The sequence below is a fragment of the Streptomyces sp. WAC04114 genome, from assembly GCF_019733245.1.
GTDB classification, from domain to species: Bacteria; Actinomycetota; Actinomycetes; order Streptomycetales; family Streptomycetaceae; genus Streptomyces; species Streptomyces massasporeus_A.
In genome coordinates, this window is the sequence record NZ_JAIGQA010000206.1 from 1 (window position 1) to 13,403 (window position 13,403).

The 13,403-nt window shown below is 70.3% G+C and carries 10 protein-coding genes; 3 read left to right on the top strand and 7 right to left on the bottom strand.

Annotated features, from left to right (window positions below; genetic code table 11):
* The coding region (locus K4G64_RS34080) for an Rv3235 family protein (protein ID WP_260461358.1) at positions 1 to 374 on the top strand (374 nt) is incomplete at its 5' end.
* Positions 375 to 445: 71 nt separating this feature from the next.
* Here the strand turns inward: K4G64_RS34080 and secA are convergent.
* The gene (secA, locus tag K4G64_RS34085; RefSeq protein WP_221759779.1) at positions 446 to 3,292 is read right to left on the bottom strand and encodes a preprotein translocase subunit SecA; all 2,847 of its coding nucleotides are present in this window, start codon (positions 3,290 to 3,292) and stop codon (positions 446 to 448) included.
* A gap of 280 nt (positions 3,293 to 3,572) precedes the next feature.
* Here secA and K4G64_RS34090 point away from each other — a divergent pair, with 280 nt between their 5' ends.
* Both K4G64_RS34090 and K4G64_RS34095 read left to right on the top strand, forming a co-directional pair.
* Positions 3,573 to 4,139, top strand: coding sequence for a GNAT family N-acetyltransferase (locus K4G64_RS34090; protein ID WP_221759780.1), 567 nt, complete (start codon positions 3,573 to 3,575; stop codon positions 4,137 to 4,139).
* Between the two features lie 65 nt (positions 4,140 to 4,204).
* Complete coding sequence (locus K4G64_RS34095; RefSeq protein ID WP_221759781.1) at positions 4,205 to 5,377, top strand: winged helix-turn-helix domain-containing protein; 1,173 nt, start codon at positions 4,205 to 4,207, stop codon at positions 5,375 to 5,377.
* 63 nt (positions 5,378 to 5,440) lie between these two features.
* Here K4G64_RS34095 and K4G64_RS34100 read toward each other — a convergent pair whose 3' ends face one another.
* The 6 genes from K4G64_RS34100 to mtrA all read right to left on the bottom strand — a co-directional run bounded on the left by K4G64_RS34100 (position 5,441) and on the right by mtrA (position 13,256).
* Positions 5,441 to 6,187: a response regulator transcription factor gene (locus K4G64_RS34100; RefSeq protein ID WP_107455305.1), complete on the bottom strand. Its 747-nt coding sequence runs from the start codon at positions 6,185 to 6,187 to the stop codon at positions 5,441 to 5,443.
* Between the two features lie 205 nt (positions 6,188 to 6,392).
* Positions 6,393 to 7,088, bottom strand: a complete 696-nt coding sequence (gene hpf / locus K4G64_RS34105) for a ribosome hibernation-promoting factor, HPF/YfiA family (protein WP_030837593.1) — start codon at positions 7,086 to 7,088, stop codon at positions 6,393 to 6,395.
* 311 nt (positions 7,089 to 7,399) lie between these two features.
* Entirely contained in the window at positions 7,400 to 8,323 is a 924-nt protein-coding gene (locus tag K4G64_RS34110; protein WP_221759782.1) for a ComF family protein, read from the bottom strand.
* 251 nt (positions 8,324 to 8,574) lie between these two features.
* Positions 8,575 to 10,404, bottom strand: coding sequence for an LpqB family beta-propeller domain-containing protein (locus K4G64_RS34115; RefSeq protein ID WP_221759783.1), 1,830 nt, complete (start codon positions 10,402 to 10,404; stop codon positions 8,575 to 8,577).
* Positions 10,394 to 12,565 (bottom strand): MtrAB system histidine kinase MtrB, encoded by a 2,172-nt coding sequence (gene mtrB, locus K4G64_RS34120; protein ID WP_221759784.1) that lies wholly within the window; start codon positions 12,563 to 12,565, stop codon positions 10,394 to 10,396. Before mtrB ends, K4G64_RS34115 begins: the two co-directional genes overlap by 11 nt.
* Position 12,566: 1 nt before the next feature.
* A complete protein-coding gene (gene mtrA, locus K4G64_RS34125; RefSeq protein ID WP_193478414.1) occupies positions 12,567 to 13,256 on the bottom strand; it encodes a two-component system response regulator MtrA in 690 nt (229 codons plus the stop codon).
* Between the last annotated feature and the right edge of the window lie 147 nt (positions 13,257 to 13,403).

Consider the following 13,403-nt stretch of genomic DNA (forward strand, 5'->3'; position numbering starts at 1 on the left):
TCCCGGCACAGGGGTCCCGGCACGCGCGGATCCCCCAGCCCCTCCCCACCGACGTGTTCGCCGACCTCCTCGTCGCCGTTCTGAGCGGTCACCGCCCCGTCCACTCGATGCTCCGCCACACCCGCGGCCGGGCCTACGACGAACTGGCCTGGCTGGCCGAACGCGGCCCCCTGCGCACCCGCGGCGCCCGCCCCGTCGTACGCGACATCGGCTACTACGAACCCCGCCCGGGCGCCATCGAGGCCTTCGCACGCGTCGGCGCCGGCGACCGGCTGCGCGCCATGGCCTTCCGCCTGGAACTCGGCCAGGACCTGCGCTGGCGCTGCACGGCTGTGGAACTCGGCCTCCGCCCGCCCCGCACGGAGTCCGACTGAGGCACAAAACCGAGGGGCCGGACACCCTCGGGTGTCCGGCCCCTCAAGCCGCTACGGTGCCTCGGCGACCGTCACTTCTTGCGGCGACCCCGGCTACGCGACTGCTTGCGCCGCTCCGCGCGCGTCAGGCCGTCGGCCTCGGAGCGTACCGGCTCGCCGTCCTCGGTGAAGTCGCCCTCGATGGTCCCGCCCTCGCCGTCGACCGTCGGCGCGGAGAAGTGCAGGTTGCGCCGCTGCGGGACGTCGAGTCCCTTGGCCCGGATCTCCGGCCGGGAGCCCGCCTGCGCCGGCACCGCGTCCTGCTTCTCGAGGTCGGCCACCGGCTTGGTGTCCTCGACCGGGACCTCCTCGACCTGCTGCTCGACCTGGACCTCCAGGTTGAACAGGTAGCCGACGGACTCCTCCTTGATGCCCTCCATCATGGCGGTGAACATGTCGAAGCCCTCGCGCTGGTACTCGACCAGCGGGTCCTTCTGCGCCATGGCGCGCAGGCCGATGCCCTCCTGGAGGTAGTCCATCTCGTAGAGGTGCTCGCGCCACTTGCGGTCCAGGACCGACAGCACGACCCGGCGCTCCAGCTCACGCATGATCTCGGAGCCGAGCTGCGCCTCACGCGCCTGGTACTGGTCGTGGATGTCGTCCTTGATGGAGTCGCCGATGAACTCGGCGGTCAGCCCGGCCCGGTCGCCGGCCGCCTCCTCCAGTTCCTCGATCGAGACGTTGCACGGGTAGAGCTGCTTGAAGGCGCCCCACAGCCGGTCGAGGTCCCAGTCCTCGGGGAAGCCCTCGGCGGTCTCGGCCTGGACGTAGGCGTCGATGGTGTCGTCCATGAAGTGCTGCACCTGCTCGTGCAGGTCCTCGCCCTCCAGGACGCGGCGCCGCTCGCCGTAGATGACCTCGCGCTGGCGGTTGAGGACCTCGTCGTACTTCAGGACGTTCTTCCGCGTCTCGAAGTTCTGCTGCTCGACCTGCGACTGGGCCGAGGCGATCGCGCGCGTGACCATCTTGTTCTCGATCGGCACGTCGTCCGGGACGTTCGCCATCGACATGACGCGCTCGACCATCTGGGCCTTGAACAGCCGCATCAGGTCGTCACCGAGGGAGAGGTAGAAGCGGGACTCGCCCGGGTCGCCCTGACGGCCGGAACGACCGCGCAGCTGGTTGTCGATGCGCCGCGACTCGTGCCGCTCGGTGCCGAGCACGTAGAGCCCGCCGAGCTTCTCGACCTCGTCCTTCTCGTTCTGGACGGCCTTCTCGGCCCGCTTGAGCGCCTCGGGCAGGGCGTGCGCCCACTCCTCGATGTGCTCCTCGGGGTCGAGGCCGCGCTGACGCAGCTCCGCCTCGGCGAGGTCCTCGGGGTTGCCGCCGAGCTTGATGTCCGTACCACGGCCGGCCATGTTGGTCGCCACGGTGACGGCGCCCTTGCGGCCGGCCTGGGCGACGATCGTCGCCTCCCGGTCATGCTGCTTGGCGTTGAGCACCTCGTGCTGGATGCCGCGCTTGCTGAGCTGCTGCGAGAGGTACTCGGACTTCTCGACGGAGGTCGTGCCGACGAGGATCGGCTGCCCCTTGCGGTGCTTCTCCTCGATGTCGTCGACGACCGCCTCGAACTTGGCGACCTCGGTCCGGTAGATCAGGTCCGACTGGTCCTTGCGGACCATCGGCCGGTTGGTCGGGATCGGCACCACGCCGAGCTTGTAGATCTGGTGGAACTCGGCCGCTTCGGTCATGGCCGTACCGGTCATGCCGCACAGACCGGGCTGTTCCTTGCCGTTGTGGTCGTGGCGCTTGTAGAGGCGGAAGAAGTTCTGGAGGGTGATCGTGGCGAGCGTCTGGTTCTCGTCCTTGATCGGCACCCCTTCCTTCGCCTCGATCGCCTGGTGCATGCCCTCGTTGTAGCGGCGGCCGGCGAGGATACGTCCGGTGTGCTCGTCGACGATCATGACCTCGTCGTCGATGATGACGTAGTCCTTGTCCTTCTTGAAGAGCTCCTTGGCCTTGATGGCGTTGTTCAGGTAGCCCACCAGAGGGGTGTTCACCGACTCGTAGAGGTTGTCGATGCCCAGCCAGTCCTCGACCTTGGCGACACCGGACTCGTGGATGGCGACCGTGCGCTTCTTCTCGTCGACGTCGTAGTCGCCGGTCTCCTCGAGGCCCTTGAGCGGCTGGCCGGCCTCGCCGCGCTTGAGGCGCTTGACCAGCTTGGCGAAGTCTCCGTACCACTTGGTGGCCTGGTCGGCCGGGCCGGAGATGATCAGCGGCGTACGGGCCTCGTCGATGAGGATGGAGTCGACCTCGTCGACGATGGCGAAGTTGTGGCCGCGCTGGACGAGCTCGTCCTGGGACCACGCCATGTTGTCGCGCAGGTAGTCGAAGCCGAACTCGTTGTTCGTGCCGTACGTGATGTCGCAGGCGTACTGCTCGCGGCGCTGAGCCGGCGTCATGTTGGCGAGGATGCAGCCGACCTCGAGGCCCAGGAAACGGTGGACGCGGCCCATCATCTCGGAGTCGCGCTCGGCCAGGTAGTCGTTGACCGTGATGATGTGGACGCCCTTGCCGGACAGGGCGTTCAGATACGCCGGCAGGGTGCCGACGAGGGTCTTGCCCTCACCGGTCTTCATCTCGGCCACGTAGCCCATGTGCAGGGCCGCGCCACCCATCATCTGCACGTCGTAGTGACGCTGGCCGAGGACGCGCTTGGCGGCCTCGCGGACGGTGGCGAACGCCTCGGGCAGCAGGTCGTCCAGGGTCTCGCCGTCGGCGTAGCGCTGCTTGTACTCATCGGTGAGGGCGCGCAGCTCGGCGTCGGAGAGGTCGACGAAGTCCTCTTCGATGGAGTTGACCTGGTCCGCGATGCGGTGCAGCTTGCGCAGGATCTTGCCTTCGCCTGCACGCATGAGCTTCGAGAGGACGGACACGGGGGTTGGTCTCCTTGCCGGTCGGGCCTGGGACGGTCGGTTACCACTTGACTTACTGAGCAACGGCCATCGTATGCGAGGACCCCACCGCGCCGGGAGGGCCTGCCGTGACGGCGACCGTCCGCTGCTTCAATTCTGATTCACGTCTGCTTCAAAGGGGACAACGTGCGGGCCCCTCGGATAGTGCCGCACCTCTCCACCGAATTGCACAACGCGTGACCACCCCTTCACCGACGGCAAACACCTGGCTTCGCGGCCGGCCTCCGAGCAGAATCGGTCGATGGAACCCGCCACCCTCGCCACGGACCGCCTCCTGCTGCGCACGGTCGGCTCCCAGGAGACCGACGCGGTGTACGACGCCTGCCAGGACCCCGACATCCAGCGCTGGACCACGATCCCCTCGCCCTACCTGCGCGAGCACGCCCGGAGCTTCACGGAACAACTGGTACCGGACGGCTGGGCGGACGGCTCCATGTTCACCTTCGGCGTCTTCCTGCACTCCGGAGAACTGGCGGGCATGATCGGCATCACCATGCGCGCCCTGGGCATGGGCGAGATCGGCTTCTGGGCCGTGAAGGAGCACCGCGCCAACGGCTATGTCACCGAGGCCGCCCTCGCCGCCTGCCGCTGGTCCTTCACGCATGCCGCTCTCGACCGCGTCGAATGGCGTGCGGAGGTGGGGAACCGGGCATCGCGCGCGGTGGCGGAAAGAGCGGGCTTCACGATCGAGGGCACGCTGCGCTCCGCGATGAACAACAAGGGGGTACGCCGGGACATCTGGGTGGGGTCCCTGCTCCCCTCGGACATGGGCCTGCCGTCGACGGCGCCGTACCTGCCGGCGCGCTGACCGGACGGCCCGGGCAGACCCGCAGGTCACAGCCCGTTGTCAGTCCCACCCCCTACTCTGCGGCCATGACCACCCCGCGCACCGTCGCAGACCTCTCCGCCGACGAGGCCCGCAGAATCGCGCTCCGCGCCCAAGGCTTCCTCGGCGCGCCCGACCGCCGCTCCGGCGTCCGTGGGATCCTCCGCCACCTGGGCGCGATACAGCTCGACACGATCTCGGTCCTGGCCCGCTCCCATGAACTCGTGCCGTACGCCCGCCTGGGCGCGGTGGGCCGCAAGACGGTCGAGGACGCCTACTGGCAGGACACGCACTCCTTCGAGTACTGGTCCCATGCCGCCTGCATCCTCCCCATCGAGGAGTGGCCCCACTTCGCCTTCCGCCGCCGCGCCTACCGCAACCGCCCGCACTGGAACCACGACCTGCCCGACGGCACCTACGACCAGGTCATCAAGCAGCTCCGCTCCGAAGGCCCCCTCACCGCGACGGAGTTGGGCGGCGCGAAGAGGACGAGCGACTGGTGGGACTGGTCCGGCTCCAAGGTCGCCGTCGAACGCGCCCTGATGTACGGCGAGGTGGTCTGCGTGGAGCGCCGCGGCTGGAAGCGCCTCTACGACCTCGCCGAGCGCGCCGTCCCGCAGGAGCTGCTGCACGACGAGCTGGACGACACCGAGTGCCTGCGCCGCCTGGTCCGTCTGGCGGGCCGTTCCCTGGGGGTCGGCACCCGTGCGGACATCGCCGACTATCACCGGCTCAAGGGCGAGCAGGTCGACGCGGTGATCGCGGATTCGGGCCTGGTCCCGGTCTCGGTCGAGGGCTGGGGCAAGCCCGCCTGGGCCGACCCCGCGGCCCTTCAAACGCCGCCGCGCGGCCGCCACCGCACCACACTGCTGTCGCCGTTCGACTCCCTGATCTGGGAGCGGGCGCGCACGGAGCGGATCTTCGGCTTCACCCACCGCCTGGAGGCCTACGTCCCCAAGCAGAAGCGCGTGTACGGCTACTTCGCGATGCCGGTGCTGGCCGGCGGGCGTCTCGTCGGCCGCGTGGACCCGGCCCGGGAGGGCCGCACGCTGGTGGCCAAGCAGGTCACGCTGGACGGCCCGAAGGCCGTGCCGGCGGTCGCCCAGGCCTTGGCGGAGGCGGCGACGTGGGTGGACTGCACGAACGTCCGCGTGGAGCGGGTCGACGCGCCCGACCTGCGCGAGCCCCTGACGAAGGAACTCGCCCGCCTCCTCGGCTGAGACCGGGGGCGCCTGGCCCGGACCGGTCTCCGGGCCGGACCGGTCTCCGGGCCGGACCGGTCTCTAGCGGATCTCGAGGATCTTCTCCCGCATCGCGTACACCACCGCTTCCATCCTGGAGTGCAGCTGCAGCTTCTCCAGGATGTTGCGGACGTGGTTCTTCACGGTGTTCTCGGAGATGAACAACTCCTTGGCGATGTCCCGGTTGTTCATGCCCGTGGCGACCAGCTTCAGGACTTCCAGTTCGCGATCGGTCAGACGCGGCGCGGGCACCAGCCGGCGTTCGTCCGTGCGCTGGATCATCGACTTGAACTCCGTGAGGAGTTTCGACGCCATGGACGGGCTGATCTGCGACTGCCCGTCGGCCACCGCGCGAATGGCGGTGGCCACCTCGTCGGTGGAGATCTCCTTGAGGAGATAGCCGGTCGCGCCCGCCTTGATGGCGTCGTAGAGATCGGCTTCCTCGTCGCTGATCGTCAGCATGATGATCTTGGCGCTGGGTGCCACCTCCTTGATGGAGGTGCACGCCTCGATTCCGCCCCGCTTGGGCATCCGCACGTCCATCAGGACGATGTCGGGCAGCAGGTCGGCGGCCTTCTCGACGGCCTCGGCGCCGTCGCCCGCCTCCCCGATGACCTGGATGTCCTCCTCGGCCGCGAGCACGATCTCCAGGCCACGGCGGAACAGGGCGTGGTCGTCCACCACGAGGACTCTGATCGGTTCCTTGCGTGGTGTCCCCGAGTCCGGGCCCATGCCGACGACGCCGTCGTCGGCGTCCTCGTCACGCATCGGTCCGAAGCTGTCCGCCATCGTTCCTCCCCCTGAAGGCTGTGGCCTGAGGTCCTGAGCCATCGCCAACCCAGAGCAGCGACCCACCGGTTGGGCCGTGGCCACCATGATTTCATGCCCGGACGGCAGCGGGGTGCCGGAGCGGGGCGCGAAGTGGTCGCACGGGGGTGCCCCTGGGGGCGCACACGCGCTCCAGGGGCACCTGTTCCGCTGTCACCCGGCATGGTCAGCCGCCGAGCGCACCGCCCGCGTCCGGGGAGTGGGCCTGGGTGACCATCGTGTCCGTGCTGAGGTGGATCACGCCGTAGTCGTAGGCATGCCGTCGGTAGACGACACTCGGTTCCTTGGTCTCCGAGTCGACGAACAGGTAGAAGTCGTGCCCGACCAGCTCCATCTCGTAGAGAGCCTGGTCGAGGGTCATGGGTGCTGCGACGTGGGTCTTCTCGCGGACGACGATGGGGCCGTCACCCTGCACCTCCAGCGAGCCGATCTTCTTCGTGGGTACGGCCTCGGGCTCCTCCTCGGGAGCCGGCACGAGTCCGTTTCCGTTGAGTGTCGCCACGCCCGGGACGTGGTCGGCGACCTCGGCGGCCGGGATCCGGCGCGCACCACGGCGCGAATACCTCTTGTCGTGCTGCCTGCGCAGCCGGGCTTCCAGCTTTTCCGCCGCCAGGTCGAGCGCCGCGTACGGATCGCTCGCCGCTGCCTCCGCCCGGATCACCGGACCGCGGGAGCGGAGCGTGATCTCCACTCGGTCGCAACGGTCGGCCTGCCGGGGGTTGGGCTCCTTGGACACCTCGACGTCGAGGCTGATCACCTTGCCATCGAGCTTCTGGATCTTCTCCAGCTTCAGCTTCTCGGCCACGTGCTTCCGGAACCGCTCGGGCACCTCGGTCTTGCGGCCCTTGACGACGATGTCCACGCAGAACTCCGTTCCCGGATCGCTCCGCTTCGGTGCGGAGCATCTCCCTTTTGCACCAGGCTCCGGTGAGTCCCGGAACCTCGGACTCGGTGACTTCCACCTCCTCCCCCGTGAGCGAGATCTCCACTCCACCGTCGCGAGTGATGATGAAAAACCCGCAGCACGGCATTCGGTTTTGAGAGGTGTGGCCTGCGGCTTTCCCTCTGAACCGAACATATCTCGCCCGGACGGATGTCGTCACCCTCTACTGCGGCGTACCTCCGTTCAGGTGAATAGGTCCTCTCGTTACCTGCAACGACACAAGATCTCAGTCAGTTCCGGTTTATTTCGAAAGAGTCAGGTGATGCCGCCACCACTGCCGCGCACACCACGTCAACGACTCCGCCGGCGTCATCCGTGCCCGCGTTTACCTGCCGGTCGGGCCGCCGACCCGTCCTCTCCTGCCTTGATCCGACGTTCTGTTCCTCTCTGCTTTCCCACGTCTCTCCCCCGTACACGGCCGAAGTCCACGCAGCGTTCGGAATCGGCCCCGGTGCCCCGGACGGGCCCCCGGGCCTGGCGGAGACCGCCCGCACGGCTCGCGCGGCCTCCGCCAGGGAGGCGCCTGTGGTCATCACGTCGTCGACGAGGACGACCGGCCCCGCGGAGAGGAGCCGCGCCCCCGCGGGGGCCACCGCCAGAGCGCCCGCGAGGTTGTCCAGCCGCTGCCAGGAGTTGAGGCCCGACTGGTCGGCCACGGTCCGCCGTTGCCGCAGCACGCCGGCCATTCGCGCCGAGACTCCCCGCCGTCGCAGCTCACCCGCCGCAGCGAGCGCGATACGCCGCGCCGGATCGTGCCCCCGGGCCCGCACGGAGCGCCGCCCGGACGGCACCGGCACAAGCAGCACGGGAGCCCTGCCGCCCCGGGGCCACGCCACCCCGGCCTCCGCCGAAGCCGAGGCAGCCCGAAGCCCCGTCCGCACGGCTCCCGCCAGCGCCACCCCGAGCGGTCCGGCGAGGGCGAGGGCACCGCGCTCCTTGTGGGCCAGCAGTGTCGCCCGCACCTCGTCCGCGTACCGGGCGGCCGCATGCACCACGGGCAGCCCGGGCGGCTCCGGCACCGGCCGCACCCGGTGCACCGCCGATCCGCACAGCACCGCACGGCACCGCGCGCACAACACCGTACGAAGCACGCCACAGCCTCCGCACTCGCCCGGCAGCACCAGGTCGGTGAGGTCCTGCCACCACCCCCGCATGACTTCCACTGTGCCGACACGAGCCCAACCCCGCCACCCCTGTGGACAACGGCCTGTGGACAACCCCGCGCCCCACCACCAGCGCGTCCCCCACACGAGTGACCCGCAGGAACGACCCCCGCAGGAGACCCGGGCAGCAGCCCCCTGCACGCCCCCGTGAACACAAAAGCCGCCCCTCCCGAGTCACCTCGGCAGGAGCGGCCCCCCGTCCTCCAGCGCCCCGGCACATCTGCCACCGGGGCACTCACACCTCACCCCGGATAGACCGGCGCCGTGCCCTCCGTCACCTTCTTCCACTGCTCGCCCGACGGCAGGCGGACGATGCCGTCCACGGAGTACGCCACCAGCGGCAACTGGTCGTCCTCGGCCGCCGTGACCTCCTTGACGCCCGTCAGGGCCGCGGGCGCCGGCACGTCCGGCGTGGAGCCGTCGACCTGGACGTACCGCATCTGCTCGACGCCACCGTGCTCGCGCCCGACCACCACGAGCCGGCTGTCCCCGGCCCACGACATGGTGGTGACCTGCTCCAACTCCGGTGTCGCGGAGCGCAGTTCGACCACGCTGACGGCAGGCTTCCCACCCGGCTTGCCGTCCCGCTCGATCAGCCCGATGAGCAGGGTCTTCTTGCCGCCCTTCTCCACGACGAGCGCGATGCGCACCCCGTCGGCGGCCACCCGCACGGACTGGATCCGTCCGTCCAGGTGCGGCATCCGCACCTCCACCGGATCGCCCTTGCCCTCTTCGAAGAGGAGCAGCCGCGGACGGTCGGGGTCGCGGTCGGCCACCCACAGGCCGTCGTCCGCGTCCCAGCTGGGGGTCGTCAGCCGGTCCTTCTCGGCGCCGCCCCTGCTGCGCAGCAGCGGCTCGCCCAGCGAACCGCCCGAGACCAGCGACCCCACGTACAGCGACCTGCCGTCGAGACTGACGCCGGCCGCGGTGTGCTCGTCACGCGAGACCGCCGCCGACCGCAGTGCCGTGTCGCCCTCGCCGAGCGCCCCCGGCGCCGCGTCCGGGTCGGTGCCGCTGTCGCCCGTGGGGATGCGCACGAGCCGGTGCTCGCCGTCCACGAAGTACAGGTAATCGGGGTGCCGCGCCGAGCTCCGGGAGGCCGCCGCGTCGGCCGCCCCGCGGGTGAGCGAGCACAGCTCCGACCCGCCGACGCGCAGCCCGACCTCGTCCACGGCGGGGCTGAGGTTGCGCAGCGTGAACAGGATCTGGGCGGCCATCTCCTGGCACCGGTTGGTGCCGACGCCCGCCGCCTTGCGGTTGAGCGGGATCGTCAGCTTGTTCCGGTCGTCGGGCGTCAGCGCGCCGGCGTCCTTCGCCAGCGCCGTACCGGTCGGGAAGCTCGACCTGACCACGGGCCCGAGCCATCGCGTGGGCCCGTTGAGCAGGGAGTTCACCATCTGCGTCATGGGATCCACGCGCCGGCGCACGTAGACGGGGTCGGCGACCGCCGTGGGCTGGGACTTCGAACCGGCCGCGTCGGTGTTCGAGGCGAAGTAGTACTTGCTGACGGACATGTAGTTGCGCAGGAAGTCCGACTCGCCGATGACGACACCCTGCGGCAGCGCGTCGATCCGCCACTGCCGCTTGCTGTCCTGCGTCAGGTGCACGCTCCTGCCGTACGCCCCTGTCGCCGGCGCGTAGGCCTGCTGCGCGTCGACGGTGGCGACCTTGGTGCCGGTCAGCATGTACGAGATCTCGCCGGTGTCCTCCCCGCCGCCGCCCGCCTCGGGTTTGGCGCCAGGACCGTCGGTCAGCACCGTCGCGCCCGCCTCGGGCCGCCATGCCTTCGCGGCTTCGCCGGTCAGGTACTGGCGCGCGGTCTTGTAGTGCGGGTCGTCGCTGGTGAGCGCCTCCAGGAAGCCCTGCACGATCTCCGAGGGCGGCGCGTCCTCCCCCGGCGGCACGGCGAAGACCCGCACCTGCGTCTCCTGGCGCGGGGTGGACTCCACACCCCGCAGATCCCCGCTGTCCGGCATCGAGGCGCACCCCGCCAGCACCAGGACGCCACCGGCGGCGTACGCCATCACGCGCGCGGGCCTGCGCCGGCCGCGCCCCTCGCGGTCAGCGCCCACGAGATGCCTCCCCTTGCCTGTCCACGTCCCCCGGCTCGCTCTCCCGGCCGCCGTCCTCGTCCCGCGGCCCGTTCACCACCGGATCCCGTCCGGTCCGGCCACCGTCACCCTCGTCGCGCCCGGGCCCCTCCCGGTCACTCGCCGCCCCACGGGTGCCGGACGACTCGTCCCCGGCCGACGCGTCCTGCCGCCGCGTGCCCGAGGCGGGCCTCGGCACCACACGCGAACCGTTGCCGGGCAGCGCCGTCGGGTCCGCGGTGGGGGCGACACGCGGCGGTATCGGGTCCCGCTTCGCCCCCTGCGGCGCCGGCCCGCTCACCGGCTGCGCCGGCACGGTCGCCCGCTTCTCGCCGTCGCCGCCGCCGCACGGCAGCCCTGCGTCGTCGAGGCCCCGGTTCCGCCGTGAGTCCTTGGGCTCCAGGGGTATCGGGGAGCCCCGCAGCGGCTCGTCGGCGGTCCTGGGCAGCGTCAGCCGGAACTGGGAGCCACCGCCCGGCTCGCCCCACGCCTGCAGCCAGCCGCCGTGCAGCCGCGCGTCCTCCAGGGCGATGGACAGCCCCAGACCCGTACCACCGGTGGTACGCGCGCGTGCCGGGTCGGCCCGCCAGAAGCGGCTGAACACCCGGGTTGCCTCGCCCGGCTTGAGCCCGACCCCGTAGTCCCGCACCGCCACGGCGACCGCACCGCCCGCAGCGGCGAGTTTGACGACGACGTCCTTGCCCTCGCCGTGCTCGACGGCGTTGACGACGAGGTTGCGCAGCACGCGCTCCACGCGCCGGGCGTCGGCCTCGGCGACCACGGGCTGCTGATCGCCCAGGATCCGGATCTGCGTGCCCTTGCGCTCCGCGAGCGGCTCGGCCCCGCTGACCACCCGCCGTACGACGTCCCGGAGGTCTATCGGCTCCGCCTCCAGCGCCGCCGCTCCGGCGTCGAACCGGCTGATCTCCAGCAGGTCCGCGAGCAGCGACTCGAACCGGTCCAGCTGGTCGGCGAGCAGCTCCGCCGACCGCGCGGTCACCGGGTCGAAGTCCACCCGCGCCTCATGGATGACGTCCGCGGCCATCCGTACGGTCGTCAGCGGCGTACGCAGTTCGTGCGACACGTCCGACACGAACCGGCGCTGCATCCGTGACAGGTCCTCCAGCTGGCTGATCTTCAGCTGAAGGTTGGCCGCCATCTTGTTGAAGGCCTCACCGAGACGCGCGATGTCGTCCTCACCGGTGACCTTCATACGTTCCTGGAGCCGCCCGGCCGACAGCCGCTCCGCGATTCCCGCCGCCATCCGCACCGGCGTGACGACCTGCCGCACGACGAGCCAGGCGATGGCCCCGAGCAGGACCACGACGAACAGCCCGGCCGTCGCCAGCGTGCCCTTGACCAGGCTCAGCGACTTCTCCTCCTGCGTGAGCGGGAAGAGGTAGTAGAGCTGGTACGGATCGCCGTTGGGGTCGTTGACCTGCTTGCCGATGACCAGGCCCGGCTGGGAGTCCTTGGTGGGGTTGTTGTACGTGATGCGGGTGTAGCTCTGCGCGGCCGTCGTACTGCTGCCGATCCGCTCGCGCAGGTCGGCGGGGACGCTCCTGCTCCAGTCCACCTCGCCCGAGGCACGCTGCCCACGGCCCCCAGCGGCGTCCGCGTCGGACGCCGGCATCGTCACCACGTCGAACGCGCCCTGGCCGCCGCTGGACAGCGAGGAGACCAGGTCGCTCATCCACGGCGTGACGTTCTGGGTGGGTCGCCCGTCCGACGTGGCGACCTCGTCGCCGGCGCCGCTCGCCGCCTCGTCCGCCCGCTGCTTGGCCACCGCGAAACCGCCCGTTGCCTGGCTCTGGGACGCCTTCACCTTGGCGTCGAGCAGGCCGTTGCGCACCTGCCCGATGACGACGAAGCCCAGCAGCAGCACCACGCCCAGCGACATCAGCAACGTCGTGACGACGACCTTGAGCTGGATGTTGCGCCGCCACAGCCGCATGACGGGCAGCAGCGGCCGGCGCACCCACCGCATGAACAGGCGGATGAACGGACTGCCCTGGACCCCGCCCCGGAGCAGCCCGCTCTCCAGGAACCGCGCCCAGCGAGAGCCGGGATTCTGCCGCCCGACAGGCCGCTCCGGGCGGGCCCCGGACCGGCCGGGCGCCGAAGCGGCACTGTCGCCGGTCATGTCAGCTCGGCCCTGCCTTGTACCCGACACCACGGACGGTCACCACGATCTCCGGCTTCTCCGGGTCCTTCTCGACCTTGGAGCGCAGCCGCTGCACATGGACGTTGACCAGCCGTGTGTCCGCCGCGTGCCGGTATCCCCAGACCTGCTCCAGCAGCACCTCGCGCGTGAACACCTGCCACGGCTTGCGCGCGAGCGCGACCAGCAGGTCGAACTCCAACGGCGTCAGCGCGATCGACTGCCCCTCCCGCTTCACGGAGTGCCCCGCCACGTCGATGACCAGGTCACCGATGGCGAGCTGCTCCGGAGCGGGCTCCTCCGACCTGCGGAGCCGCGCCCTGATCCGGGCCACCAGCTCCTTCGGCTTGAACGGCTTCACGATGTAGTCGTCAGCGCCCGACTCCAGGCCCACGACGACGTCGACCGTGTCACTCTTCGCGGTCAGCATCACGATCGGCACGCCCGACTCCGCCCTGATCAGACGGCACACCTCGATGCCGTCCCGGCCGGGCAGCATCAGGTCGAGCAGCACCAGATCGGGCTTGGCCTCGCGGAACGCGGCCAGCGCCTTGTCGCCGTCGGCCACGAACGACGGCTCGAAACCCTCACCACGCAGCACGATGCCGAGCATCTCGGCCAGTGCGGTGTCGTCGTCGACGACCAGGACTCGTCCCTTCATAAACGACATCATCCCATTCTCATAACAGTGGCGAAGGCAGTGGTGAGGTAGGTCACCGGCCAGTGACCATAGTCGCAGCAAGCGCTACTGTCTGCCCTCGCCCGCCCCCCGGACGATCTCCGGCAGGACCGCGAGGCGAAGGGTGCCGCAGCCTGCCCC